Consider the following 25,847-nt stretch of genomic DNA (forward strand, 5'->3'; position numbering starts at 1 on the left):
GCGCTCAGCCCTCGCTGGCGTAGCTCTCCAGGCCGATGCGCACCACCACCGCCACCTGCTCGCCCACGGCCTGCTTGAACTCCGCCTCAGCCTGCGCCACCGAGCGCTTGAAGGCCGCCAGCCACAGCAGCCCATCGGCCGTGAACACCACGCGCACTGCGCGTCCATCGGCCGGGTCGCGCTCGCGCCGCACCAGGCCCCAGGCCTCGCACTGGTCGATCAAGTCGGCCATGGCCTGCTTGCTCATGCCCGCGCGCTGCGCCAGCGTGGTGATGCGATCGCCGCGCAGCGACAAATGCCGCGTGACATGAATGTGCGCTGCGCTGACCTTGTTGCGCGCCGCCAGGTTCGACAGCACCAGCGGCACCTCCACATCGTGCGCCATCAGGTACAGCACGCGCTCATCGAAGCGCCGCATCGCATGGCCCAGCAGGCGGCCCAGATGCGTCTGGCGCCAGGCGTCCTCGGGCGGCGTCACGCCGCTGACGGTGATGGCCTCCTCCTGGGCCTGGGGGTGGGCGGACGGGGCGATTCGATCAAGCATGCGCCGATGATACGAAGCTTTGCCGCCCCGCCGGCCCGCCCCGGCGCAGGGCTGCGAAGGCCGGCGCAGGCCAGCACGCCGCCGCCCTTGCCGCGCCGCATAATGCGCGCCATGACAGACAAACAGCGCATCGTAGTGGGCCTCTCCGGCGGCGTGGATTCGGCCGTCACCGCCTGGCTGCTCAAGCAGCAGGGCCACGAAGTGGTCGGCATCTTCATGAAGAACTGGGAAGACGACGACGACAGCGAATACTGCTCCAGCCGGCAAGACTTTCTGGACGCCGCCGCCGTGGCCGACGTCATCGGCATCGAGATCGAGCACGTCAACTTCGCCGCCGATTACAAAGACCGCGTGTTCGCCGAATTCCTGCGCGAATACCAGGCCGGCCGCACGCCCAACCCCGACGTGCTGTGCAACGCCGAGATCAAGTTCAAGGCCTTTCTCGACCACGCCATGCGCCTGGGCGCGGAAAAAATCGCCACCGGCCACTACGCGCGCGTGCGCTTGAACGCCGCCACGCAGCGCCACGAGCTGCTCAAGGGGCTGGACCCGACCAAGGACCAGAGCTACTTCCTGCACCGGCTCAACCAGGCGCAACTGGGCAAGGCCCTGTTCCCCGTGGGCGAGCTGCACAAGACCGAGGTGCGCCGCATCGCCGCCGAAATCGGCCTGCCCAACGCCAAGAAGAAAGATTCGACCGGCATCTGCTTCATCGGCGAGCGGCCGTTCCGCGAATTCTTGAACCGCTACCTGGCCAACCAGCCCGGCCCCATCAAGGACGAGCGCGGCCGCAAGATCGGTGAGCACGTGGGCCTGAGCTTCTACACCCTGGGCCAGCGCCAGGGGCTGGGCATTGGCGGCATCAAGGAAAAAGGCGCGCAGCGTGGCGGCGGCACGCACGCGCCCTGGTTCGTGGCCCGCAAGGACATGGCCACCAACACCTTGTACGCCGTGCAGGGCCACGATCACCCTTGGCTGCTCTCACACGAATTGACCTTCGACGACACCAGCTGGTGTGCCAGCACACCGCCTGCGCCCGGCCCCTGCGCCGCCAAGACCCGCTACCGCCAGCAGGACGCCGCCTGCACCCTGGCCGCAGACGACACCCCCGGCCGCTGGCGCCTGCGCTTTGCCGATCCGCAATGGGCCGTCACCCCTGGCCAAAGCGCCGTGCTGTACGACGGCGAGGTCTGCCTGGGCGGCGGCATCATCACCCAGGCCGAGGCTTTGCCGAGCACGGGCACAACAGCAGCAGCTTGAGTGAGGCGGCCCTCCTGCCCCAAATCTCCAGCGGCACTCAACAGCAACCCCAATATCGTTTTGGGATGATGCTTTGCGCCTTGCCGCTCATGCCATCGCCTGCTCGCATCCAAAAACGTCAACAGGCCCTCAAATCGGCAGCGCCGTGGTGTGCTTGACGCGGTCGAGCACGAAGCTGGTCTTGCAGTCCTGCACGCTGGGGTGCTTGAGCAGCGTGTCCATGACGAAGCGCGAGTAGTGCGCCATGTCGCGCACGACCACGCGCAGCAGGTAGTCCATCTCGCCGGTCAGTGAGCAGCATTCGACGACTTCGGGCCAGGTCTGCACGGCGGCGCGGAAGCTGTCCATGGGGTTGCGCTTGTGCGTGGCGGTGAGCTTTTCCAGCCGCACGTTCAGATAGGCCGTCAGCCCCAGGCCGACGCGCTCGGGCCTGAGCAGGGCCGCGTAGTGGTCGATGACGCCCTCCTCCTCCAACCGTCGCACGCGCCGCAGCGTGGCCGAGGGCGACAGGCCCACGGCGGCGGCCAGTTCGTCGTAGGTGGCGCGGCCGTTGTGCTGCAGCGCACGCAGCACGCGCAGGTCGATGGAATCCAATTGAAAGTGTGCGTCTTCCATTTTTTTCTTGCAGTTTTCCTGTGAGTTTGCGCAGTTTACGCCCGATGCTTGCAGGAATCTTGCAGGACTGCGCCCCTATCATTGGCGGCCGATTTTCTTTCCACGGCGCGGCCGGGCCGCCGCCGCATCACCCCCACTGATCCAGGAGACACCCCATGGCCGATTTGTTTGACAACCCCGCCGGTCTTGACGGCTTTGAATTCGTCGAGTTCGCCTCGCCCACGCCCGGCGTGCTGGAGCCGCTGTTCGAGAAGATGGGCTTTACCGAAGTGGCGCGGCACCGCTCCAAGGACGTGTCTCTGTACCGCCAGGGCGGCATCAACTTCATCGTCAACCGCGAGCCCAAGAGCCTGGCGGGCTATTTCGCCGCCGAGCACGGCCCTTCGGCCTGCGGGCTGGCCTTTCGCGTGCGTGATGCGCACAAGGCCTACGAGCAGCTGCTGGAAAAAGGCGCCCAGCCCATTCACATTGCCACCGGGCCGATGGAGCTGAACCTGCCGGCCATCAAGGGCATTGGCGGCATGCCGATCTACCTGATCGACCGCTACGAGGAAGGCAAGACGATTTACGACATCGACTTCCAGTGGCTCGATGGCGTGGATCGCAACCCCGTGGGCCACGGTTTTCAAGTGGTCGATCACCTCACGCACAACGTCTATCGCGGTCGCATGGCCTATTGGGCCGATTTTTACGAACGCTTGTTCAACTTCCGCGAGATCCGCTATTTCGACATCTCGGGCGAGTACACCGGCCTGACCTCCAAAGCCATGACCGCGCCGGACGGCAAGATCCGCATCCCGCTCAACGAGGAGGCCAAGCAAGGCGGCGGCCAGATCGAAGAGTTTCTGATGAAGTTCAACGGCGAGGGCATCCAGCACATCGCGCTGCTGTGCGACAACCTGGTGGAGGCCATCGACAAGCTGCAAATGGCCGGCATCCCGCTGCTGACCGCGCCCAACGACATTTACTACCAGAACCTGGAAAAGCGCCTGCCCGGCCACGGCCAGCCTGTGCCCGAGCTGCAGGCGCGCGGCATCCTGCTCGACGGCACGACCGAGGGTGGCCAGCCGCGCCTGCTGCTGCAGATCTTCTCCGAGACCCTGCTGGGCCCGGTGTTCTTCGAGTTCATCGAGCGCCAGGGCGACTACCGCGAGGGCTTTGGCGAGGGCAACTTCAAGGCCTTGTTCGAATCGCTGGAGCGCGACCAGATCAATCGCGGCGTGCTGCAGACCGAAAAAGCCTGAGGCCAGGGGGACTACGCCATGCAACGCCTGACCGATGCCGAGCGCGAATGCGCCCTGGCCGCCCTGCCCGCCTGGAGCTATGCGCCCGAGCGCGGCGGCCTGATCCAGCGCCGCTTCACCTTCGCCAATTTCACCCAGGCCTTTGCCTTCATGACCGAAGTGGCGCTGCACGCGGAGAAAAGCGACCACCACCCAGAGTGGTTCAACGTCTACAACCGCGTGGACATCACCCTGACCACGCACGACGCCGACGGCCTGAGCGAGCGCGACATCGCGCTGGCGCGCAGCATCGACGCCATCGCCGCCCGCTTCGCGCCGGCGCCATGACAGCGCAGCGTGCGCAGGCACCCTCCCGCGCACGCTGGCGCAAGCTGGCAAAAGTCGGCACAAGACCCGACCAAACCCAGGCAGGCGCCTTGGGCGCGCCATGCCTGTCAAAACAACGAGGAGACACCGCATGAACGCCGCACCCGAGAAAACCAAACACGGCCTGGCCGCCGGGCTGGAGGCCGCACCAGCCAACCCGGACTGGACCATCGACCAGGGCTGGGAGCACTACAGCGCCGAGGAGCACGGCGTCTGGAAAACCCTGTTCGAGCGCCAGAGCAAGCTCTTGCCCGGTCGCGCCTGCCGCGCCTTCGTCGAAGGCATGCGGCAGCTGCCGATGCGCGCCGATGAAATCCCCGATTTCCGCCGCCTGTCGGACGTGCTGATGAAGCACACCGGCTGGCAGGTCGTGGCCGTGCCCGGCCTGGTGCCCGACGACGTGTTCTTCGACCACCTGGCCAACCGCCGCTTTCCCGCCGGGCAGTTCATCCGCAAGCCGCACGAGCTGGACTATCTGGAAGAGCCGGACGTGTTCCACGACGTCTTCGGCCACGTGCCCATGCTGATGAACCCGACCCTGGCCGATTTCATCCAGGCCTATGGCGCAGGCGGCATGCGCGCCAAGGAGCTGGGCGTGCTGGACAAGCTGGCGCGGGTGTACTGGTACACAGTGGAGTTTGGCCTGCTGCAGGAAGATGGCGGCCTGCGCATCTACGGCGCAGGCATCGCTTCCTCACGCACCGAAAGCCTGTTCTGCCTGGAAGACGCCTCGCCCAATCGCATCCGCTTCGATCTGGAGCGCGTCATGCGCACCCGCTACCGCATCGACGACTTCCAGGAAAGCTATTTCGTGATCCGCGACCTGGATGAACTGCTGGAGCTGGCGCAGATCGACTTTGCGCCCATTTACCAGCGCGTCGGCCAGGCCGGCGATCTGCAGCCAGGCGAGGTGCTGGAAAGCGACTTGCTCTTCACCCGTGGCAATGGCGACTACCACCGCGCCCGCCGCGCCGCTGCCAATGCCGACACCGATGCCGGCGCCAACGCCTGAGCCCCCCCTTTCTGGAGCACCTGCCATGAACCACCCCGCACGCACGCTGCTCATCACCGGCGCCAGCGGCAACCTGGGCCGCGCCGTCGCCCAGCACTTCCGCGCCCTTGGCGAGCGCCTGATCCTGCTCGACCACAGCCCGCAGGCGCTGCAACAGCACTTTGGCGACTGGCCCCAAGCGCAGGCCCTGTGCCTGGACTGCGACCTGCTCGACCCGGCCGCGCTGGCCGCTGCGCTGGCGCGCGCGCGCCAACACTTCGGCCCGATCGAGGTGCTGTGCAACCTGGCTGGCGGCTTTGACATGGGCCCGCCGGTGCATGCCACGCCGCTGGAGGCTTGGCAGCGTCAATACCAGCTCAACCTGCTGACCGCGCTGCACGCCTGCCAGGCCGTGGTGCCGGACATGCTGGCGCTGGGCCGCGGCAAGATCGTCAACATCGGCGCGCTGGCCGCCGCCCACCAGGGCGCGCCGCACATGGCCGCCTACACCACCGCCAAGGCCGCCGTGATCCGCATGACCGAAAGCCTGGCCGCCGAGCTGCGCGAGCAGGGCATCAACGTCAATTGCATCCTGCCCAGCATCATCGACACCCCGGAAAACCGCGCCGCCATGCCCGATGCCGACCCGGCCCGCTGGGTCAGGCCGCAGCAACTGGCCGAGATCATTGGCTTTCTCTGCTCCAACGCCGCCAACCCCATCCACGGCGCTGCGCTGCCGGTCAGCGGCCTGAGCTGAGCCGGCTGGCACACCAGATCAACTGCCACACCGCGCAGCGCCGGGGCACGCAACCGGCATGCGACAATGCCACGGCCCTGACCCGGGCCCATGCCCTTGCCGTAAAGGCCTGGCGTGGCGCTTTTTCCTCCCACATCTTCCCGCCCCGCTGGCACAGAGGGCGCGCCTGCCAGGCGCCTGCCGGGCGCTTGCGGCGCGCGCACCGTCACCATGAGCTGGTTTGAAGCCATTGTTCTCGGGCTCCTGCAGGGGCTGACCGAATTCCTGCCCATTTCCTCCAGCGCGCATCTGCGCATCTTCGGGCCGCTGCTGCCCTCGGGCGGTGATCCGGGCGCGGCCTTCACGGCCATCACCCAGCTGGGCACGGAGGCAGCGGTGCTGCTGTACTTTCGCAAGGATTTATGGCGCATCGCGCAGTCTTGGCTGCGCACGCTGGGCCAGCCGCTGGCGCGGCTCGATGCCGATGCCCGCATGGGCTGGTTCATCATCGTCGGCACCGTGCCCATCGTCGTGCTGGGGCTGCTGTTTCAGGACGCGATCGAATCGACGCTGCGCAATCTCTACATCACAGCCAGCATGCTCATCGGCTTTGCGCTGGTGCTGGCCTGGGCCGATTGGATCGGGCGCAAGACCAGGCCTTTGCAGGCGCTGACGACGCGCCACGCGCTGCTGTTCGGCCTGGCGCAGGCGCTGGCGCTGATCCCGGGCGTGTCGCGCTCGGGCGGCACCATCACCGGCGGCCTGCTGCTGGGCTACACCCGCGAGGCCGCAGCGCGCTATTCCTTTTTGCTGGCCATTCCGGCGGTGATTGCCTCGGGCTTTTACCAGCTGCTCAAAACCTGGGGCAGCAACGCCGTGCCTGCCGGGCCCACGGCGCTGGCCACGCTGGTGGCCTTTGCCAGCGGTTATGCGGTGATCGTGGTGTTTCTCAAATGGGTTTCGCACCACAGCTATCTGCCCTTTGTGATCTACCGTCTGGCTCTGGGGCTGCTGGTGCTGGCGCTGCTGGGGCTGGGCATACTGCACCCCTGAGCGCCTGCAACGGCCCGGGCGGCGGGCCCCGCCAGATCAGCGCCGCGACCGGCGCTGGCCGGTCAGCCGCCGAGCATTGGCCGTGGCGCGGCGGTGCACGGGCTGGATGCCGCTGAGCGCCGTATCCAGGCCCGCCTCGCGCAGGCGCTGCTGCGCCCCACGGGCCAATTGCTCCCAGGCGCCCGGCTGCATCCAGCCGCCCAGCGCCATTTGCCACCAGGCCTGGGTGCACCACAGCGCCCATTGCTGCTGCGCGGCCAGCGCCTGGACTGCCATGGCTTGCCAGGATTGCGCAAAAGCTTCGACTTTCTCGGCCCCCATGCGCTGGAACTCACGCCGGTCGCGCGCGCTGGGCTGCGGCCCAGCCGTGAGCATGCGGCCCACGCGCACGGCCACGACCTGCGGCGCCGCCTGCATCAGCTCGCCACTCTTGCGCGCCAGTTTCGCGCGCTTGCCCGCCGTCATGGCTGCTCCCCTGCAGCGGGCACGAGCAGGCCGCGCTGCACCGCCGGGCGCTCGTTGAAAGCGGCCAGCACGCGCTGCACATGCTTGAACTGGTCAAAACCCACCAGCTCGGCAGCGCCATAGCCCACCACCAGGTTGCGCACCCAGGGGAAGATGGCGATGTCGGCGATCGAATAGGCGGCCTCGCCCCGGCCCAGCAACCAGTCGCGCTCCTGCAGCTGCTGATCCAGCACGCCCAGCAGGCGGCGCGATTCATTGGCATAGCGCTCGCGCGGGCGCTGATCCTCGATCTCGCGGCCAGCATATTTGTAGAAGAAGCCCAGCTGGCCAAACATCGGCCCCAGGCCGCCCATTTGCCACATCAGCCATTGCAGCGCCTGATAGCGCTGCGCGCCGTCCTTCGGCAGCAGTCGGCCGGTTTTCTCGGCCAGGTAGATGAGGATGGCGCCGCTCTCGAACAGCGCCAGCGGCTGGCCGCCCGGGCCATCAGGGTCGAGGATGGCCGGGATTTTGTTGTTCGGGTTCAGCGAGAGGAATTCGGCCGTGAACTGGTCATTGGCCGTGATGTCGATGCGGTGCGCCTCGTAGGGCAGGCCCAGCTCCTCCAGCGCGATGGACACCTTGGCGCCATTGGGCGTGGTCAGCGAATACAGCTGGATGCGCTCGGGGTGGCGCGCTGGCCACTTGCGGGTGATGAGAAAGTCCTGCAGCGGCTTGCCCTGGGCTTGGCCGGCAGTATTGGGGGTCTGGGTCATCGCAACTCTCCTGCAATGCGGGATGAAACAAAATGCGCGCCATCATGCCAAAGCCGCCAAGCCCCTAAAAGCTCTGCACAAATCAACCGCGCCGCAGGCGCTTGGCTTGTTTTCAGGTGTGGCGGCCAGCTCAATCGAACTTCACGCGCGGATCGACCCAGACATAGCACAGGTCGCTGATGAGCTTGGTCAGCAACCCAATCAGCGTGAACAGGTAGAGCGTGCCCAGCACCACAGGGTAATCGCGGCGGATGATGCTTTCATAGCCCAACAGGCCCAGCCCATCGAGGGTGAACAGCGTCTCGATCAACAGCGAGCCTGCAAAGAACGCGCCGATGAACGCTGCAGGAAAGCCCGTGATGATGGGGATCAGCGCATTGCGAAACACGTGGCGCCACAGCACCTGACGCGGCGCCAGGCCCTTGGCGCGGGCCGTGAGCACGTACTGCTTGCGAATTTCCTCCAACACGGCGTTCTTCGTCAGCAGCGTGGTCACGGCAAAGCTGCCAGCGACCATCGAGATCACGGGCAGGGTAACGTGCCACAGGTAATCGAGCACGCGCTCGCCCCAACCCATGTCCTCCCAGCCCGGCGAACTCAGCCCGCGCAGCGGAAACCATTCGAGCTGGCCGCCAAACACCACCAGCAAAATCACCCCCAGCACAAAGCCTGGCACGGCGTAGCCCAACAGCACCAGCAAGGTGGTGACGAAATCGAAACGGCTGCCCGCGCGCACCGCCTTGGCCACGCCCAGCGGCACGGCCACCAGATAGCTGATGAAAAAGCTCCACAGACCCAGGCTGATGGACACGGGCAGCTTTTCGCGGATCAGCTGCCACACGTCCTTGTTGTGCATGAAGCTGCGCCCCAGATCCAAGCGCGCGAACTGCCCCAGCATCTGCAAAAAACGCTCGTGCGCCGGCTTGTCGAAGCCGTACAGCGCCTTGATCTCTTCCAGGCGGCGCGCATCCACGCCCTCGTTGCCCCGGTAGTGCAGGCCCGCGCCCTCAATCCCGCCCGGCCCGGCGCGCGACTCGGCCAGGTACTGCTCCACCGGCCCGCCCGGCACGAACTGCACCACGATGAAGGTCAGCAGCAGCACCCCCAGCAAGGTGGGCAGCATCAGCAGCAAGCGCTTGACGATGTAGGCGAACATGGCGGGGATTCAAGAAGAGCTGTCGCGCCGGATTATCGGGCAGCGCCGCAGAGCCGCTCTAGCGCCCGGCCGCCGATTGGGCCTGGGCCCGCTGGCGCAGTTGTTGCAGCAGCGCTGGCCAGCCGGCCTCATCGGGCTGGGCGGCCTTTTGCACTGCGCCAGCGGCGTTGGCCGTGTTAGCCGTGTTGGCCGTGTTGGCCGATGCTCCGGGCTGCGCCTCTTGCGCGGGCGAGCTGCTGACATCCTCGAACAGGCCTGTTTCGGCCAGGCCCTGCAGCTCTTGCGCGCGCAGGGCGGTTTCGCGCAGCGTGCAGTCGTTGGCCAGCAGACGGGTGATGGTGCCGCCGTTGGGGTCGAACAGAAATTCGCAATGCGCATCGCGGTATTGCAGCCAAAGCCGCTGCGCTTGCTTGAGCTGCTCCTTGCGCTGCGCGCTCAGCTGCGCGCGCAGCGCCTGGTAGTGGGTGTTGAGGCGGCCGTCCTGCACGGCCAGCTCCTTGGCCATGCAGTCGATGATCTCGGCATTGACGGCATCGGCGCGCTCCAGGCAGCGACCGTAGTCCTCGGTGTACAGCGGCGGCTGCGCCTGCTGCGGCTCAGGTTCTGGCTGCTGCGCCAGCGCCAGCAACGGGCTGGCCAACAGCGCCAGCACGGCGGGGCGCCAACGGAGCGCTTGGGGGGCAAGTCCTTTGGGGCGCTGGCAGTTCAGGGGCTTCATTGGCATGGGCAATCCTTGTTCAAGACGATCGCGTGGTTATAGCCCCGCGCCGCCCAGCCTGGCTGCAAGCAAACGTAAAGCCCCTGCAGGCCGGGAACCTACAGGACTGGGCTGGGGGCAGGTGGGGCTGCGCAGCCGTCAAAGCCAAAAACCGTGTTGCTGCGCAATGGCCAGGCCTTGCGCGCCATCCTCGATCAGATACCAGGGCGTGGCCGCCGGCAGCGCCGCCATGGCCTGGCGGTAGCGTGCGGCCGATGCGGCCTCGCCGGTCACGTCGCGAATCAGGATGGCCGCCACCTGCTGCGGATGGCGGCTGGCTGCTTGGGCGTAGATCTCCGGGTCGGCCTCGCCCGAGTCGCCGATCAGCACGAAGCGTCGCCCGGGAAAACGCACCATCAAACGCTGCAAGTGCGCCAGCTTGTGCCGCTCGCCATCTTGCGCGCCCGGGATCAGGCGGCTCCAAGAAGTCGATTCGCGCAGCAGCAAGCAACCGCCCGGAAAGCCATGGCCCTGCAAGAAGTCCTGCAGGGGCTCAAGCAGCTGCACTGGGCTCGATGACAGGTAGTGCACTTCCACATTGCGCCCGGCCTGCGCCCCAGCGGCCTGCATCTGGCCCAGCCAGGCGGCCATGCCGGGCACGGCCTCGAAGGGGGCGAGAAAGGTGTTGCGCAGCAGCTGGCTCGTGTCGCGCACCTGGGAGATTTTGATGGTGTCGTCGATGTCGCTGACGATGGACAAGCCCTGTGCGGCCATGGGCCAGAGCCAACCCTGGCTCTGGCTACGGCCTGTCACTGAATAGGCCTGCGGCTGTGCCGGGGCGCGCTCCCAAGCTCGGTTCCAAAGCGCACTGGGCAGGCTGATCTGCGTAGAGCTGCGGCCTGCGCGGTCGGTGCGATTCAAAGACAGTGGGCCTTGCCCATCCATCTCAATCGACAAGCGCTTGCCACGCTCGGAATCCTTGAGGAACCAGCGTGCACGCGTTTCGAACAGTGCGCGCTCGCGCGCGCTGAGCTGGCTCAACTCGATGCCCAGATAGCGCGCAAACAGGCTGCGAGCGCCTGGACGGCGCTCGTTCTCGTACACCCACAGCTCGATGTCGGCCTGCAGCTGGCCATCGGCGCCTTGCCACAGCAGCCCGGGCAGCGCCAGCACGTGTTCATCGCGCTTGAGCGGCGATGCCTGGGCGCCGCCCAGCCCCAAGGCCGCGCTCGCCGCGCCCGCCGCGCCCGCCGCGCTCAACAGGGCAAACAGGCTGCGCCGCCGCAGCCCTTGTGCGGCGGCGCTGTCATCGCCCGCGCTCACGCAGCGGGCGACACCACTTGCAACGGGCCGTGGTCGTCGCAGTGGTCGCCGTGCGGGTGGTGCAGGTGGCCGTCGACCAGATAGTCCACGTGATCGCCGTGGGGCACGGCCTCATGCCCACAGCCAGGGCCATGCACATGGCCGGGCTCGTGGCCCTGGCAGCGGTGCTGCGGTGTGCAGGCATCGGGGTTGGTAGCCGATACGGCAATCACATGCTCATCCACGTGGTCGCCATGCGGGTGGTGCAGGTGGCCGTCGTGCAGGTAGTCAACGTGGCCATCATGCATGACGGCCGTGTGGCCGCAGTGCGGGCCATGCTGGTGAGCGTGGTCCTGGTGGTGCGGGTGGTTGCAAGTGGGTGCAGTCATGGACGACTCCTTTCAGTGGTACATCAAACAGAGGGGAATCAGCGCGCCGCGGCCTTCCAGGGGTACTCCGCAGCGTGGTGCAAGATGTTGCGCAGCAGCTCATGCACATGCTCGTCGGCCAGCGCATAGAAGATGTGCTTGGCCTCGCGCCGCCGCGTCACCAAGCCTGCGGCATGCAAGGTCTGCAGTCGCGCAGACACACTGCTGAGCTTGCCGCCCTCGCAGGCCACCAGCTCGGAGACGCACATCTCCCGCTCAGCCAGCCACAGCAGCAGCCGCAGCCGCGCCGGATCGCTGAGCGCATGGCACATGGCTGCGGCCAACTCCAGCTGCCGGGCCGGGTACTGCATCGCAGGCGGCGTGGCTTGATCGTGCTGGCAAGGGCTGGTCATGGCTTTGCGGGGCTTATTCATTCCATTATTTTTTGTAATGTTAGATCGTTACCCAAGGCAGGTCAAATCACATCCCGCCAATACCCATGAAGCCCTCATGCCCGCCAGCGTCTGCTCAATGGTCGTGGCGCTTGTCGGCTCTTGCCAACTCTTCTCGAACACACCTTGCGCGATACTGTCGGGCCATTGCATCGCACATTCGCCGGCATGATTTCCATCTACCAGCTCAAACCCAAGTTCCAGAACCTTTTGCGCCCCATGGTGGCGCGCCTGCACAACGCGGGCGTGAGCGCCAATCAGGTCACGCTGCTGGCTGCGGCCGTGTCCGTGCTGCTGGGGCTGGCGCTGGCGCTCAACCCAGGGCGCAGCGGCTGGTTTGCGCTGCTGCCGCTGTGGATGTTTTTGCGCATGGCGCTCAACGCCATCGACGGCATGCTGGCGCGCGAGTTCGGCCACCAATCGGCGCTGGGCGCTTATTTGAATGAGCTGTGCGATGTGCTGGCCGATGCGGCGCTGTTCCTGCCCTTTGCCCTGCTGCCCGGCGTGGCCAGCACGCCCGCGGCCCTGCTGGTGTACCTGGTGGTGCTGGGCGCGGCCGTGGTCGAGCTGGCCGGCGTGCTGGGCCTGATGGTGGGCGCCAGCCGCCGCTACGACGGCCCCATGGGCAAGAGCGATCGGGCCTTCGTCTTCGGCGCGCTGGCGCTGCTGGTCGCCCTGGGCTGGTGGAGCGCCACGTGGGTGAGCGTCATCCTGGCCGTGGTGCTGGCCTTGCTGATCTGGACTGGCGTGAACCGCGTACGCAATGGGCTGGCTGAGGCCGCCCAGCGCGCGGCGAGCTAGAGCGTGTTCACACTATGCAAGCAAACCCCGCGCAGCCGCCCCGCCGCGGCTTCTTGGGCGGCCGCTCGGGCGGCTGCGCCTACATACAATAACGGGCATGAATCTCTCTGCCCTGACCGTCCTCTCGCCCCTGGATGGGCGCTACGAAAAAAAACTGGCCGCGCTGCGCCCCATCGCCAGCGAATACGGCTACATGCACCGCCGGGTGCAGGTGGAAATCACCTGGTTCATCGCCCTGTCCGAAGCGGGCTTTGCCGAATTCCCCACACTCAGCGCCGATGACAAGGCCTATTTGCTGCAACTGGTCGAGCAGTTCAGCCAGGCCGATGCCCAGGCCATCAAGGACATCGAAAAGACCACCAACCACGACGTCAAGGCCGTGGAGTACTGGATCAAGGAGCGCCTCAAAGGCCGGCCCGCGCTGGAGCGCGCGGCGGAGTTCGTGCACTTTGCCTGCACCAGCGAGGACATCAACAACACCAGCCACGCACTGCAACTGCAGGCCGCGCGCGATCAAGTTGTGTTGCCGGGCCTGCAGCAGGTCATCGCGCGGCTGCGCGAGCTGGCGCTGGCCCATGCCGACGTGCCCATGCTCAGCCGCACGCACGGCCAGACAGCCAGCCCGACCACGGTGGGCAAGGAGCTGGCCAACGTGGTCGCGCGCCTGCAGCGCGCCGCCGCCGCCATTGCCGAGGTGCCGCTGCGCGCCAAGATGAACGGCGCCGTGGGCAACTACAACGCCCACCTCTCGGCCTGGCCCGAGTTCGACTGGGAGGCCTTCAGCCGCCAGGTGATCGAATCGCCCGCCCCGGCGGGCCTGGGGCTGGTGTTCCAGCCCTACAGCATCCAGATCGAGCCGCACGACTACATGGCCGAGCTGTTCGACGCCGTGGCTCGCGCCAACACCATCCTGATCGACCTCAGCCGCGACATCTGGGGCTACATCAGCCTGGGCTACTTCAAGCAAAAGCTCAAGGAGGGCGAGATCGGCTCCTCCACCATGCCGCACAAGGTCAACCCCATCGACTTCGAGAACGCCGAAGGCAATCTGGGGCTGGCCAATGCCCTGCTGCGCCACCTGGCCGAGAAGCTGCCCGTCAGCCGCTGGCAGCGCGACCTGACCGACAGCACCGTGCTGCGCAACCTGGGCGTTGCCCTGGGCTATGCCACGCTGGCCTACAACGCCCTGCTGGTGGGGCTGAACAAGCTTGAGCTCAATGCCGAGGCCGTCGCCCAGGATCTGGACAACGCCTGGGAGGTACTGGCCGAGCCCATCCAGACCGTCATGCGCCGCTACGGCGTGGCCGGCGCTTACGAAGCGCTCAAGGCCGTCACGCGCGGCAAGAGCGTGGCCGCCAGCGACCTGCACGGCCTGATCCAAAGCCTGGAGATCCCCGCCGAGGCCAAGGCCAGACTGCTGGCCCTGACCCCAGCCACTTACACCGGCAAGGCCCAGGAGCTGGCGCGGCGCATCTGAGACGCCTGCACCCAGGAATGCCTCTGCACCCAGCGCAGCGCCGCGGTTCATGTAGAGCATCCCTTGTGGTTTAATTCGCACCTCGATTTCGAAGGGGAGTATTCCTGCAGCCATGCTGCAGCCCGCTTGCGGTTTGCCGGGGACAGCGCGCCACATCGCTGCCCAATAGGCACGCCGCCCTGGCCGGGCTGCCAGGCGCCAGCGGCACTGCGCCGCCTGAGTTAGTGCGCCACATGCGCCCAACACCCATCCGTCAATACGGGCCGCGCACACTGCGGCCCCGGGTGCGGTGCTGGCCAGCGGGCTGACCGTACGCCACGCGTACCGGCCAGGCCTGCGCCAGGGGAGAGACTTTCGAGCCCATCAACCGCAAAACTGCCCATAGGTAATGCATGGAACTCGCCCTCCCCTTGGAATTTGAAGTCGGCTCCTTCATCGTGCTGACGCTGATCCTGGTCGCCGACCTGCTGCTCATCATCAAGCGCCCCCACATCCCCTCGATGCGCGAGGCATCGCTGTGGGTGGTGTTCTACGTCACGCTGGCGCTGATCTTCGGCGGGCTGATGTGGTTCTTCGCCGACAAGGAGCACGCTGGCCAGTTCATCGCCGGCTGGCTGACCGAATACTCGCTGTCCATTGACAACCTGTTCGTCTTCGTGCTGCTGATGGCGCAGTTCCGCGTGCCGCGCCAGTACCAGCAGGAAGTGCTGATGGTGGGCATCATCCTGGCGCTGGTGCTGCGCGGCATCTTCATCCTGCTGGGCGCGGCGCTGATTCAGAACTTCAGCTGGATCTTCTACATCTTCGGCGCCTTCCTGGTCTACACCGCGTACAAGCAGGCCTTCCCAGGCCAGGACGATGACGATGAAAACCTGGAGCCCGCCATCGTGCGCTTTGCCCGCAAGCACATGGAGATCGCCCCCGACTACGACGGCGCCAAGGTGCGCACCACCTTCAATGGCCGCCGCATGTGGACGCCCATGCTGATGGTGTTCATCGCCATTGGCTTTACCGACTTGATCTTCGCCATCGACTCCATCCCGGCCATCTTCGGCATCACGCAAAGCCCGTTCATCGTCTTCACCGCCAACGTCTTTGCGCTGATGGGCCTGCGCCAGCTGTACTTCCTGCTCGGCGGCCTGCTCGACCGCCTGAAGTACCTGCACTACGGCATTGCCTTCATCCTGGCCTTCATCGGCGTCAAACTGGTGTTCCACGCCATGCACGTCAATGAGCTGCCCTTCATCAACGGCGGCCAGCCCATCGACTGGGTGCCGCACATCACGACCTGGGTATCGCTGGGCGTGATCGTGGCCTCGATGGTGGTGGCCACGGTGGCCAGCCTGGCCTCCAAGGACAAAGCCGCGCACCACTGAGCAACCGCAAGCCCAGGCTGAGCGGCAGCCCGCCCGCGCCGCCCAGCACACGCGCCCGCAGCCACTTGGTTTGCGGGCGCTTTTTCATGATGGCCTGCCGTTGAGCCCGCAGCGCTACAATCCGTTTTTTGGAGAAAACCCCATGCGACTTCTTGGCAAAGCGCTCACCTTTGACGACGTTCTACTGGTGCCAGCGTTCTCGCAAATCCTGCCCAAAGACGTTTCTTTGGCCACCCAGTTCTCCCGCAACATCCGCCTGAATCTGCCGCTGGTCTCGGCCGCCATGGACACCGTGACCGAAGCGCGCCTGGCCATTGCCATCGCCCAGGAAGGCGGCATGGGCATCGTGCACAAGAACCTCTCGGCGCAAGAGCAGGCCAGCCAAATCCTCAAGGTCAAGCGCCATGAATCGGGCGTGGTGCGCGAGCCCGTGACCATCACGCCTGAGCAGTCCATCCGCCACGTCATCGACCTGTCCGAGGAGCTGGGCATTTCCGGCTTCCCCGTGGTCGAAGGGCGCAAGGTGGTGGGCATTGTCACCAGCCGCGATCTGCGCTTTGAAAACCGCTTTGACCTGCCCGTGCGCGACATCATGACGCCGCGCGAGCGCCTCATCACCGTGCCCGAAGGCACCTCGCTGCAGGACGCCAAGGCGCTGCTGAACAAGCACAAGATCGAGCGCCTGCTGGTGGTCAACGACGCGTTTGAACTCAAGGGCCTGATCACCGTCAAGGACATCACCAAGCAAACCACCTTCCCCAACGCCGCGCGCGATGCCGACGGCCGCCTGCGCGTGGGCGCCGCCGTGGGCGTGGGCGCGGGCACCGAGGAGCGCGTCGAGGCCCTGGTCAAGGCCGGGGTGGACGCCATCGTGGTGGACACCGCCCACGGCCACAGCAAGGGCGTGATCGAGCGCGTGCGCTGGGTCAAGCAAAACTACCCGCAGGTGGATGTGATCGGCGGCAACATCGCCACCGGCGAGGCCGCGCGCGCGCTGGTCGAAGCAGGCGCCGATGCCGTCAAGGTCGGCATTGGCCCCGGCTCCATCTGCACCACCCGCGTCGTGGCCGGCGTGGGCGTGCCGCAAATCACCGCCATCGACAACGTGGCCAAGGCCCTGCATGGCACAGGCGTGCCGCTGATCGCCGATGGCGGCGTGCGCTACTCGGGCGACATCGCCAAGGCTATTGCCGCCGGCGCCAGCACCGTGATGATGGGCAGCATCTTCGCCGGCACGGAAGAAGCGCCCGGCGAGATCGTGCTGTTCCAGGGCCGCAGCTACAAAAGCTACCGCGGCATGGGCAGCATCGGCGCCATGCAGCAAGGCAGCGCCGATCGCTACTTCCAGGAAAGCAGCACCGGCAACGCCAACGCCGACAAGCTCGTGCCCGAAGGCATCGAAGGCCGCGTGCCCTACAAGGGCTCGCTGGTGGCCATCATCTACCAGATGGCCGGCGGCGTGCGCGCTGCCATGGGTTATTGCGGTTGTGCCACGATCGAGGACATGCGCGATCGCGCCGAGTTCGTGCAAATCACCTCCGCAGGCTTCCGCGAAAGCCACGTGCACGACGTGCAAATCACCAAGGAAGCGCCCAACTACCGCGCTGGCTGACAACCACTGGGCCACTGGGCGCAGCAGCTCGGCGCGCAAGCGGCAAGCACTCGCCGCCCTGTGCGCCGCCCTGACGCCAGCACCCTTGCCCGACGCGCGCGCTGCGTCGGGCACTGCACTGTTCTGTGCGCACCTGTGGGTGCGCCCTCTGCTCACATTGCCATGGATCAGCATCACCACAGCAGCACGCAGCCCCAGGCATCGCCGCACCGCAAATGGGCCTTCGCCGGATGGATCGCCGCCCTGGCATGGCTGGCCACCTCCGTGGCCTGCCTGATGTACGTGCTCTATGGCAACCCCCATGCAGGCCTCTGGAAGCACTGGGCCGCCATCACCTGGCAGCTGGGCCAAGTGTTGGCCATTGCCTGCTTCACCCTGGGCATGTGGCAATTCAAAAAGCACCGCCACTGGCAGCAGCGCCACGATGGCGCCGCGCCCGACCAGCCCCTTGCTTGAGATTGCTGCCAGCCTTGTTCAGTGGCGACAAGGCCGCCGCGCACGCTCTGCACAGGCAGGGCTGCACAGGGCCGCACATGGCTACAGAGCCGCACTGCTCAAGCCTTTTGTCCACCCACTGCACCATGTGCCCAAGCCAAAAAATAAGCCTTGAAGCGCCATAGCGCTCCAAGGCCCCCAGGGAATCTACCCCCGCACAAGCCGCCTGGGCGGCCTGTCATGCACATTCAGACGGGCTGCCCCCAAGAGGCAAACTCATCTCAATACAGCCGGCGCCCATCCAGCACGGATGGGCGCCAAAGCCGTTTTACGCAGACTTTCTGCCGGTGAAGCGACGGCCCAGGCCCACGATGCCCAGCGCCGCCAGCAGCAATGCCCAGGGCGCGCCCACCGGCACAGGCGTTACGCCAGCGCCAACCAGGCCGGCAGCCGTCACCGTCAGCGTGACTTTCGCCACAGCGCATGGCGCGCCGCCAGGGAAGACGCAGATCTCGTAGCTGTACTCGTACGCGCCTGCAGGCGTGCCTGGCGGCACCACCACAGTGCCATCCTCCTTCAAGCTCAGATCGCCACCCGCAGGGCCAGACAGCTTCTTCCAGGAACCAGGCTTGAGCTTGGCATTGACACCGGCCTGCATGGGCACGCCATTGATCAAATCATTGGCGAAGATCGACACCGTATTGCTGCCAGCCGCAATGCTGCCCAAGTGGTTGTCCAAGGCCAGAATCGGCGCAGGCTTGACCTTCAGGGTGACCGTCGCTGCATCGCAAGGCGTTCCAGCAGGATGCGCGCAGATTTCATAGGTGTAGGTGTAATCGCCCGCTGGCGCGTCGGCCGGCACGCTCACTGTGCCATCCGCGTTCAGCGTCAGCTTGCCGCCGGCAGGGTTGCCCGCACCGGCCTTCCAGCTGCCCGCTTTCAGTTCTGCGTTCTTGCCAGGGCCGGTGAACACGGCCAAAGCGCCATCAACGGTGTCGTTGGCAAACACCGAGGTCGTACTGCTGCCTGCAACCACTTCGCCAAAGGCGTTGTCTTCCGCCTTCACCACAGGCACTGCTGGCGCCGACGACTTCACCTTCAACTTCACCTGCGCCGTGTCGCAAGGCTTGTTGCCCGGCTGCGCGCAGATTTCGTAGCTGTAGGTGTAATCGCCCGCTGGTGCATTAGCGGGCACGGTGACCACGCCAGTGGCGTCATCCAGCGTCAAGCTACCGCCTGCCGGCGCAGAAACCAGACTCCAAGAATTAGGCTTGAGTGCGGCGTTGCTTGCATCCGCTGCTGCGCCATTGACGGTGTCATTGCCATAAATGGAAGGCGTCAGCGCCATCGCCGTCGTACCTGCGCTGACCTCGCCAAAGTTGTTGTCCACGGCATCGACCACAACGACTTTCAGCGTAACTTCCGCCGGGTCGCACTTCTCAGGGGTAGCAGTCGTGCACAGCAAATATCTGTATTCGTAATCGCCTGGCAGCGTTCCAACAGGCACCGTGACTTGGCCTGTCGCGTAGTCAAAGCTCAAGTCGCTTGCGGGGCCGTTGAGCTTCTTCCAAGTGTCGGCCTTCACTTTGGCGTTCGGGCTTGCCCCTGTCACCACAGCCTGCACGCCAGCCACTTTGTCGTTGGCGACCACGGAAGGGGCTAAAGGCGTGGCGCTGGGGCCGACGGTGCCAAAGTCATCCTCCACCGCCCAAATCGGCTCTTCAGTGACCTTGATGACCACTTCTGCCTTATCGCAGGCCGCGCCGGCAGGCGTCACCTCAGGCGACACGCAAATCTGGTATTCGTAGGTGTAAGTGCCTGGCGTGGTGTCCTTTTGCACTGTGAACTTGCCTGTCGCGTGATCCAGCGTGATACCGCCAGCGGCAGGGGCTGCACCGCCACCAGCGGGCTTCCAGGAGTCAGGCGTTACCGTGGCGTTTTGCCCTGGGCCGCTCAGCGCGATAGGCTGCAAATAGGCCTTGTCGTTGTTCAGGATGGAGGTGGGAAACTCTTCATCTATGCCATTGGCCATCGTCGCAAACGGCGCTGTGCTGCTGCCATCGTTGGTGGCATCGATGGAGGTCATGCACGAAGCGCCGTCGGAGGCATTGGCGGCAACAGCGTTCATCACCGTGCCAATCACCGTCCACTTGGTGGCGCTGGCAGGGTCGGCATCCACCTCATACACCTTGCCGTCCGCAGAGTACAGGAACAGCTTGCCATCGCGGCGGAACGCCGTCGATGCCATGTAGCCCGTGGCCGCATCCATGCCCGCAATGAGCTTGCGCGAGACATAAACCTTCTTGGTCGCCAGATCGATACGGTAACGGTGCAGATACCAGCCTGCGGTCACCTTATCGCCCATGCCGTACAGCACGGTCTGGGCGCTGGTGCTTTCCTGGGGGCTGACGGCAAAGTCCGTGATGGCGCGCTGCCCAGCCACGTGGCCTGGCGTGACGGCCTCGAAGCCATCAGGCACTGTGGTTTCTTTCAGGCGCTCCAGTTTTTCCGCTAGCACAGCGCCGCCGTCTGGCGTGGCTTGGTGCAGATTCTGGATGAGGTAAACATCGCTGGTGGCCCCGTTGACCATGAAGTAATTGCCCACCCGGTCAAACGATGCGGCCGCGCCAAGCGCGCCGTCTGGCAGCCCAGCAACAGGAATGGTGTGCTTGACAGCATCCACCCCCGACGCGCTGGGGCTCATGGGCACGGGCTGCACCTGCCCGGCCGCGTTCTTGCCCAGGCGATAAATGCCCACGCGCTGGGCGGGCGAATCCGGGTGCTCCACAAACACCCGCTTCGGTGCATACAGGTAGTTATCGCGCGGGTTGTAGGCCAGCGCATTGAGGTCGCGCGGGCCGGAGCCTGTGTTGGCATCCACCGTGCCAATGGCCGTGCCATTGCCCCAGGCAGCGCCGCCCACCATGTCGTAAGTGAAGAAATTGGTCGGAGCACTGGCATTGGAGCGGCCGACGTACATCTCCGTCCCGCAAGTCCAAGGCCCAGGCGCCGTCTGCGCCGATGCAGCGCCTGCTGCAGCCAAACAAGCCAGCAGCAGCCCATGCCGCTTCGCAATCAAACCATGTGTCACACAAGCTCCTTTGTTAGAGACAAATCTTCACAATTATGTAATAAAAATGTCACCAACTCGGCGAGTTGCCTGGCGATTTGTCGCCTGGCGAGTGCGCCGCCCCATTGCCTCACCGGCGCCCCGCCTGCCCCCTCTGCCAGCGACTGAATGCCACAGCACATGGGCGAAAATAGCGCTTTTGCCTCAAGTGCAACAAGGGGTGAAGGCGCGGGCGCCAACAACGCGGCCCTGCATCACATGCGCCGCTTGGCCCAGGCGCCTTTTCGAAAGCCCTGCGCCAATGGCTCAGTGGAAAAGAAGCGGGGGGCGGTGGCATGCCAGAAACCAAAGCGTAGCCGGGCCAGCAGCCCGGCAAGGCTTTGCGATGCCGCCAACGGCTCCATGCCGCTTCACCCCGCCCCATTGCGCTTGATGGCCCGCCTCACCCCCACGCCACGACCAGGCCACCCGCAAGCAGCCCGCCCAACCACCATGCAACACGACAAAATCCTCATCCTCGACTTCGGCTCGCAAGTCACCCAGCTCATCGCCCGCCGCATCCGCGAAGCGAACGTCTATTGCGAAGTGCATCCTTGCGACGTGAGCAGTGACTGGCTGCGCGACTACGCCGCCGATGGGCACCTCAAGGGCATCGTCCTCTCCGGCAGCCACGCCAGCGTCTATGAAGTGGATGACCGCGCGCCAGACGCCGCGTTTGAACTGGGCATCCCGGTGCTCGGCATCTGCTACGGAATGCAAACCATGGCGCAGCAGCTCGGTGGGCAGGTCGAGGGCAGCCACACCCGCGAATTCGGCTATGCCGAAGTGCGCGCCCACGGTCACACCGCGCTGCTCAAGGACATTCAGGACTTCCACACCCCCGAAGGCCACGGCATGCTGAAAGTTTGGATGAGCCACGGCGACAAGGTGACCGCCTTGCCCGAGGGCTTCAAGCTGATGGCCAGCACGCCGAGCTGCCCGATCGCCGGCATGGCGGATGAGGCGCGGCGTTTCTATGGCGTGCAGTTCCACCCGGAAGTGACCCACACCGTGCAGGGCCGCGCCATGCTGGAGCGCTTTGTGCTCGACATCTGTGCCGCCAAGCCGGACTGGATCATGCGCGACCACATCGAAGAAGCGGTGGAAAAAATCCGCGCACAAGTGGGCGATGAAGAAGTCATTTTGGGTCTATCCGGCGGCGTCGATTCCTCCGTAGCCGCAGCCCTCATCCACCGTGCCATCGGCGACCAGCTCACCTGCGTATTTGTCGATCACGGCCTGTTGCGCCTCAACGAAGGCGACATGGTGATGGACATGTTCGCCGGCAAGCTGCACGCTCGCGTTGTGCGCGTCGATGCCAGCCAGCTGTTCCTCGATGCACTCAAGGGCGTTTCCGACCCCGAACAAAAGCGCAAGATCATCGGCAAGCTGTTCGTCGATGTGTTCAAGACCGAGGCGGAAAAACTCAAGGCCGCAGGCAATGGCGCGAAGGGCGCGACCTTCCTCGCCCAAGGCACCATCTACCCCGACGTGATCGAATCCGGCGGCGCCAAGAGCAAGAAAGCCGTGGTCATCAAAAGCCACCACAACGTCGGCGGCCTGCCCGAGCAACTGGGCCTGAAACTGCTGGAGCCGCTGCGCGATCTGTTCAAGGACGAAGTGCGCGAACTCGGCGTGGCGCTCGGCCTGCCGCACGACATGGTCTACCGCCACCCCTTCCCCGGCCCCGGCCTTGGCGTGCGCATCTTGGGTGAAATCAAAAAGGAATACGCCGACCTCTTGCGCCAGGCCGACGCCATCTTTATTGAAGAACTGCGCTCCACCATCGAACCCCACAGCGGCAAAAGCTGGTACGACCTCACCAGCCAGGCCTTTACCGTGTTCCTGCCCGTCAAGAGCGTTGGCGTCATGGGCGATGGCCGCACCTACGACTACGTCGTCGCCCTGCGCGCCGTGCAAACCAGCGACTTTATGACCGCCGACTGGGCGGAACTGCCTTATTCGCTCTTGAAAAAGGTTTCTTCCCGAATCATTAATGAGGTTCGGGGAATTAATCGGGTGACGTATGACGTCTCATCCAAGCCGCCGGCGACGATTGAGTGGGAGTGAACGGACATTAGAAGGCTTTTGATCCGTCTAATGGCAAGATTTGCCGAGGCAGAGTATGTGGAAAGTTTTGTTTCTGCCCTCTCTGCTTCGCAGGACTGCATGTCTCCAACCCCTCTCTCATGAGAGGGGCTTTGAATTCTATTTACATTTTAGCCAAAAACGCTCTAGCTATTGATCTGAGATGCCAAGAACCGGAGATTGAAAGCTAGAGATTATTTTGGATGGCCGTGAATATGATCTATGCGCTTGCTCCGAGAGTAATTGGCGGCCCAGCTTTACGCTTCTTGGCTGTTTCTTCCGAACGCTTGACAGTTTGTGCACGCCAGTTCTCTAGATCGACGATGTCTTTGAGTAGTTCGTCTGGATCAGGAATAGCAACGCCGCCGCACATCGCCTTGTCATGGGCATAGTTGGAACATTTGCTCATTCCGGCGCTTACCATTGCATAGTCATTGTCATCCACACTTACTCCAGCGAGTCGCTGTGTCTCCACACCTTTGCGGAAACGGAGAATGACCTCGCGTAAAAGAATTTCTTCCACTGCACGCTCCCATGCCATACGCAGGCGGAAATAGGCATCAATCGTCTGTTTCTGATGCTCTTGCTCATTGCCTTCTTTGTACAGTTTGGCAATTGCCTGCTGCTGTGCTTTCAGCGCACCGATGCGTTTGCTGGTGTTCTTTCCTTCAAATGGTAATTCCGGGTCGGCTATGCCGAAGCCTTCAGCTCGCCGGATCAGGCTTTGCGTGAGTACGGCAGCACCTGCCTGTTTTGCTTCTTCGACTAGAAGGCAAAGGAAATAGATGTCGTGCGTGAAGATGATGACCTGCCGTTGCAATGCCTCCTTGGCCAAGCGCTTCGCAACACGTTCGCGACGACGGTGATCTAGGGAGGAAACCGGATCGTCGAGGATGACTCCCCCTTTCCCAGCGCTCAACCGTACCTCGGCGAGGAATGAGCCGATCGCAATGGCGCGCTGCTCGCCCTCGCTCAGAATCTCGCCGGGGTTATAGGACTGCGGCAGTTGTAATTTCAGCTTGTGTAGCGCCCTCCCGCGATCGGCACGACTTTGCAGCGCAACGCTCAAGCTCTCCACGCCCAGTTCTTTGAACTCCTGATTCAATGCATTAGCCAAATCCTCTGAGACGACTTTTGCTGTGATTTCCGATGCCTTGCGGGATATGGTGGTTGTTTTGAGACAAGCCAGACAGTTTTTCAATTTTTCTTGGTATCCAAGCTTTTCTATTGCCGTAACCACGGCCTTTTTGATTTGATTGAGCTTTACGCGCGCATCCAGCTCGTCTAGTTGCTTCTGTAGCGCAGCGCGAGCTTCTTCATTTGAGGCCTTATCCAGAGCTTCCGCTTCGGCATTCAATTTGTCGGCGAGTGCCTGTAGTCGATCTGCTGGGCTGAGTAGAACCTGAGCTTGCTCCAGCTCGGTCCAATCATGGGAAGTAATCGCTGTTTTAATGGCCTCATGCCGTGTTCTTAGTTCAACCTCGAAAGCTTTGGTATCAGCCACTAGCGATGGATTAAATTCTGCAACTTCCGCCTGCGTTACTTCATCGAAGCTCAAATCCATGTTGGAAGCTGCGAATGGGTGGTAAATGTCGGCGAGTGCTTGACGCCGTGCCTGTACCACTTTTTCTGCTTCCGCTTGAATAAACGCTTCGAAGCGCAGCAAACGTTGTGCGCCCACATCTAGCGGCTGCTGACATAATGGGCATGTAGCATCTTCTCCCAAGTCAGGGAACTGTTTGTCTGGATGTGACTCCAGTGAAAACTTGCGGGCGGCCTCAAACAATTCCCGCCATGCATCCCCGCCTGTCCCTGGTAAGAGCTTTTCACCTTCCTTGAAGTTTTTGGCCGCAAGGGCTGCGGCGTCTTGTGCTGCACGGAAGCTATCAGCCAGCGCCTTTAGCTCGGCAATGGCTTCAGGGGCTATAACAAGCTCTTTATCTCTTGCATTCTTGGCGAGAACTGCAATGCGGCGAGCGCGCAAGCGCAAGAGACCGGCTTTTTCCTTCGGGTTATTCTCTTTGAGGCTTTTCTCTAGCACTACCCTCTGCTCAAGTTCTTCCGGTATCACGGCAGCAAGTGCTTCAATCTGAGCTATTGGTGTTTTTGCAGAGAGCCTGGAAATCAGCTTGCCGACGGCTGTTTCTCCCTGCAATGGGCTGAGTGCGGCAAGGTTCACTGCTGATTGTTTTATTTCATCGTCAATACGATCCTTAAATATTTGACAGATCTTGGCAAGCGCTTCGAATACTTCAAGGCCATACGGTACGTAGGAAAAATCGTCCTCGCTATCTAAATAGGCACGTGCGCAACGCGTATCGAAGACCGAGAGAGAAGAAAGCTCTACTGGAGCTTCTTTCCCTTGGTGCCAAGTCACTTCCTTGACGATGCCATTAATCGCAATTTCGAAAGATGCTTGGGCATTGCCAGTCTTGATCTCTGGTAAATTGGCATTGGGATGGATAGTCTCCAACTGATCGCGGGCGCGGCAGGCACGTTTGAGAACTCGCGAATATCCCGACTTTCCTGAACCGTTGCTACCGTAAATGACAGTCATGCCATTAGGGTTTATTGCTAATCGTTGATTCTCTGCAATCGCATTGACGTTGCACAAATCTTTAATGGCTATCAGCTCAATATGTGTGGTCGTTGCAACAGACGCTGGAATTTGGCTGGCATTTAACGGTTGGGCCTGACGATTCTTCGGGTCTGGAATTCCATGCTCCAGCTTGAGCAAAGCATACAGATCCTCGTAGTCCTGAGGAATCAAATTTTGCCTCGCCAGCAAGCGGGAAACAGCATCACTTTGCCATGGCGGAAGTTTCTGAGTCCAAGTAAGAATTTCTTGCATTATAGACATCATTTTCTCCTTTTTTTGATTTTATATTGACCGCGAGTGGCGCCAAAGTGGCACACATAATATCTTTCAAAATTCCACTTCCAAC

General features: G+C 63.7%; 23 protein-coding genes. 12 read left to right on the plus strand and 11 right to left on the minus strand.

The window, feature by feature from the left end; all coding sequences use genetic code 11:
- Window positions 1–4: 4 nt before the first annotated feature.
- Complete coding sequence (locus CLI93_RS12310; RefSeq protein ID WP_095539406.1) at window positions 5–544, minus strand: MarR family winged helix-turn-helix transcriptional regulator; 540 nt, start codon at window positions 542–544, stop codon at window positions 5–7.
- A 102-nt stretch (window positions 545–646) separates the two neighbouring features.
- On the opposite strand from CLI93_RS12310, the gene mnmA reads away from it, so the two are divergent.
- Entirely contained in the window at window positions 647–1,804 is a 1,158-nt protein-coding gene (mnmA, locus tag CLI93_RS12315) for a tRNA 2-thiouridine(34) synthase MnmA (protein ID WP_095995956.1), read from the plus strand.
- Window positions 1,805–1,933: 129 nt separating this feature from the next.
- Here the strand turns inward: mnmA and CLI93_RS12320 are convergent, their stop codons facing one another.
- Window positions 1,934–2,419 (minus strand): Lrp/AsnC family transcriptional regulator, encoded by a 486-nt coding sequence (locus CLI93_RS12320; protein WP_095995957.1) that lies wholly within the window; start codon window positions 2,417–2,419, stop codon window positions 1,934–1,936.
- Window positions 2,420–2,574: 155 nt separating this feature from the next.
- Here CLI93_RS12320 and hppD point away from each other — a divergent pair, with 155 nt between their 5' ends.
- The 5 genes from hppD to CLI93_RS12345 all read left to right on the plus strand — a co-directional run bounded on the left by hppD (window position 2,575) and on the right by CLI93_RS12345 (window position 6,809).
- On the plus strand, window positions 2,575–3,663 hold the full coding sequence (hppD, locus tag CLI93_RS12325; protein ID WP_095541853.1) for a 4-hydroxyphenylpyruvate dioxygenase: 1,089 nt from the start codon (window positions 2,575–2,577) through the stop codon (window positions 3,661–3,663).
- An 18-nt stretch (window positions 3,664–3,681) separates the two neighbouring features.
- A complete protein-coding gene (locus CLI93_RS12330) occupies window positions 3,682–3,990 on the plus strand; it encodes a 4a-hydroxytetrahydrobiopterin dehydratase (RefSeq protein ID WP_095995958.1) in 309 nt (102 codons plus the stop codon).
- 130 nt (window positions 3,991–4,120) lie between these two features.
- Entirely contained in the window at window positions 4,121–5,041 is a 921-nt protein-coding gene (phhA, locus tag CLI93_RS12335; RefSeq protein ID WP_095995959.1) for a phenylalanine 4-monooxygenase, read from the plus strand.
- A 25-nt stretch (window positions 5,042–5,066) separates the two neighbouring features.
- Window positions 5,067–5,777, plus strand: a complete 711-nt coding sequence (locus tag CLI93_RS12340; RefSeq protein WP_095995960.1) for an SDR family NAD(P)-dependent oxidoreductase — start codon at window positions 5,067–5,069, stop codon at window positions 5,775–5,777.
- 210 nt (window positions 5,778–5,987) lie between these two features.
- Entirely contained in the window at window positions 5,988–6,809 is an 822-nt protein-coding gene (locus CLI93_RS12345; protein ID WP_095995961.1) for an undecaprenyl-diphosphate phosphatase, read from the plus strand.
- Between the two features lie 36 nt (window positions 6,810–6,845).
- On the opposite strand, the gene CLI93_RS12350 is transcribed toward CLI93_RS12345, so the two are convergent.
- The 7 genes from CLI93_RS12350 to CLI93_RS15210 all read right to left on the minus strand — a co-directional run bounded on the left by CLI93_RS12350 (window position 6,846) and on the right by CLI93_RS15210 (window position 11,965).
- The gene (locus CLI93_RS12350) at window positions 6,846–7,274 is read right to left on the minus strand and encodes a polyhydroxyalkanoate granule-associated phasin (protein ID WP_238945740.1); all 429 of its coding nucleotides are present in this window, start codon (window positions 7,272–7,274) and stop codon (window positions 6,846–6,848) included.
- On the minus strand, window positions 7,271–8,029 hold the full coding sequence (locus tag CLI93_RS12355) for a glutathione S-transferase N-terminal domain-containing protein (protein WP_095995962.1): 759 nt from the start codon (window positions 8,027–8,029) through the stop codon (window positions 7,271–7,273). The genes CLI93_RS12350 and CLI93_RS12355 overlap by 4 nt, the downstream gene beginning before the upstream one ends.
- Before the next feature lie 130 nt (window positions 8,030–8,159).
- Window positions 8,160–9,185: an ABC transporter permease subunit gene (locus tag CLI93_RS12360; RefSeq protein WP_095541691.1), complete on the minus strand. Its 1,026-nt coding sequence runs from the start codon at window positions 9,183–9,185 to the stop codon at window positions 8,160–8,162.
- Between the two features lie 58 nt (window positions 9,186–9,243).
- Window positions 9,244–9,909 (minus strand): lysozyme inhibitor LprI family protein, encoded by a 666-nt coding sequence (locus CLI93_RS12365; RefSeq protein WP_095541690.1) that lies wholly within the window; start codon window positions 9,907–9,909, stop codon window positions 9,244–9,246.
- A 132-nt stretch (window positions 9,910–10,041) separates the two neighbouring features.
- Window positions 10,042–11,205, minus strand: a complete 1,164-nt coding sequence (locus CLI93_RS12370; protein ID WP_095541689.1) for a phosphatidate phosphatase App1 family protein — start codon at window positions 11,203–11,205, stop codon at window positions 10,042–10,044.
- Window positions 11,202–11,573 (minus strand): hypothetical protein, encoded by a 372-nt coding sequence (locus CLI93_RS15205; RefSeq protein ID WP_172424224.1) that lies wholly within the window; start codon window positions 11,571–11,573, stop codon window positions 11,202–11,204. Before CLI93_RS15205 ends, CLI93_RS12370 begins: the two co-directional genes overlap by 4 nt.
- Window positions 11,574–11,611: 38 nt before the next feature.
- Entirely contained in the window at window positions 11,612–11,965 is a 354-nt protein-coding gene (locus tag CLI93_RS15210) for an ArsR/SmtB family transcription factor (protein WP_238945739.1), read from the minus strand.
- Between the two features lie 210 nt (window positions 11,966–12,175).
- On the opposite strand from CLI93_RS15210, the gene CLI93_RS12380 reads away from it, so the two are divergent.
- The 5 genes from CLI93_RS12380 (at window position 12,176) to CLI93_RS12400 (ending at window position 17,726) form a co-directional block, all read left to right on the plus strand.
- Window positions 12,176–12,805, plus strand: coding sequence for a CDP-alcohol phosphatidyltransferase family protein (locus CLI93_RS12380; protein ID WP_238945756.1), 630 nt, complete (start codon window positions 12,176–12,178; stop codon window positions 12,803–12,805).
- 97 nt (window positions 12,806–12,902) lie between these two features.
- Window positions 12,903–14,282: an adenylosuccinate lyase gene (purB, locus tag CLI93_RS12385; RefSeq protein ID WP_095541687.1), complete on the plus strand. Its 1,380-nt coding sequence runs from the start codon at window positions 12,903–12,905 to the stop codon at window positions 14,280–14,282.
- A 392-nt stretch (window positions 14,283–14,674) separates the two neighbouring features.
- Window positions 14,675–15,658 (plus strand): TerC family protein, encoded by a 984-nt coding sequence (locus CLI93_RS12390; protein ID WP_095541686.1) that lies wholly within the window; start codon window positions 14,675–14,677, stop codon window positions 15,656–15,658.
- 142 nt (window positions 15,659–15,800) lie between these two features.
- Window positions 15,801–17,270 carry an IMP dehydrogenase gene (gene guaB, locus CLI93_RS12395; protein WP_095541851.1) on the plus strand — a complete coding sequence of 490 codons (1,470 nt, stop codon included), beginning with the start codon at window positions 15,801–15,803 and terminating at the stop codon, window positions 17,268–17,270.
- Between the two features lie 162 nt (window positions 17,271–17,432).
- On the plus strand, window positions 17,433–17,726 hold the full coding sequence (locus tag CLI93_RS12400; RefSeq protein WP_095539194.1) for a hypothetical protein: 294 nt from the start codon (window positions 17,433–17,435) through the stop codon (window positions 17,724–17,726).
- Window positions 17,727–18,033: 307 nt separating this feature from the next.
- Here CLI93_RS12400 and CLI93_RS12405 read toward each other — a convergent pair whose 3' ends face one another.
- Window positions 18,034–20,685: a hypothetical protein gene (locus CLI93_RS12405; RefSeq protein WP_095541685.1), complete on the minus strand. Its 2,652-nt coding sequence runs from the start codon at window positions 20,683–20,685 to the stop codon at window positions 18,034–18,036.
- Window positions 20,686–21,267: 582 nt separating this feature from the next.
- Here CLI93_RS12405 and guaA point away from each other — a divergent pair.
- Window positions 21,268–22,884 carry a glutamine-hydrolyzing GMP synthase gene (guaA, locus tag CLI93_RS12410; RefSeq protein ID WP_095541850.1) on the plus strand — a complete coding sequence of 539 codons (1,617 nt, stop codon included), beginning with the start codon at window positions 21,268–21,270 and terminating at the stop codon, window positions 22,882–22,884.
- Between the two features lie 238 nt (window positions 22,885–23,122).
- Here guaA and CLI93_RS12415 read toward each other — a convergent pair whose 3' ends face one another.
- Window positions 23,123–25,753 carry an AAA family ATPase gene (locus CLI93_RS12415; protein ID WP_238945738.1) on the minus strand — a complete coding sequence of 877 codons (2,631 nt, stop codon included), beginning with the start codon at window positions 25,751–25,753 and terminating at the stop codon, window positions 23,123–23,125.
- Window positions 25,754–25,847 lie beyond the last annotated feature (94 nt).

It is taken from the genome of Vandammella animalimorsus (genome assembly GCF_002288875.1).
GTDB lineage: Bacteria > Pseudomonadota > Gammaproteobacteria > Burkholderiales > Burkholderiaceae_C > Lampropedia > Lampropedia animalimorsus.